1 protein-coding gene is annotated in these 634 nt (G+C 60.3%); it reads right to left on the bottom strand.

What is annotated here, in order from left to right; translation table 11 throughout:
* Positions 1-477: hypothetical protein (locus PA598K_RS36170; RefSeq protein WP_185601910.1), on the bottom strand; the 477-nt coding region annotated here is incomplete at its 3' end.
* Positions 478-634 lie beyond the last annotated feature (157 nt).

The raw sequence follows: 634 nt of genomic DNA, 5'->3' as shown, positions 1-634 counted from the left end.
CATCCGATTGGACCAGCTCCGCGCATTGGGATCGGCGGAGGCATCGGCCGGTACAAAGCGGTACGTCGGCTTGACCGTGGCCGCTCCGCGATCGACCATGCCATAGCGGTCCTTCCGTTGGATGATATGCTCGTAGGCATAATTCCACACCATATATCTCGCGTCATCCGTCCAATAGAAGGTCGTCATGCCATAATGTATCGTATCCGGAGCCCGGGGTAGCGGATGAACCTCGGTCGAAGAGTCGGAGCCTGCGCTCGTCCACTGGAAGTCGGTCTGCAGATAACTGTCGCTATACGAGCCGCTGATCGCTACCTCCCGCATCACGTCGGCATCGCCGGTCAGATGTCGCAGCGTCGTCTGCGGGAGCTGGCGATCTGCGCTCAGATTCCAGCCGAGCAGCGCGCCTCCCAGCACGATAGCCGCCAGTAGGATAACTGCGATATGGGCGCTCAGGCGCCGGGTTATGTTACGCATCCTGTCTTATCTCCTCTCGATCTATGAAGTCAAGCAATCTCGCGTCGCCGCACCAGCCTGCTGCCCAGCGCCATGAACACGGCGGACAAGCCTAGCAGGATCAGGCTGCCCAGATACAGGGAAGCGAATCCTCCATCTCCGTAGACCGGCTCGCCGG

The organism is Paenibacillus sp. 598K (assembly GCF_003851045.1).
GTDB lineage: Bacteria > Bacillota > Bacilli > Paenibacillales > Paenibacillaceae > Paenibacillus_D.
This window is presented reverse-complemented; position numbering and strand designations above follow the sequence as displayed.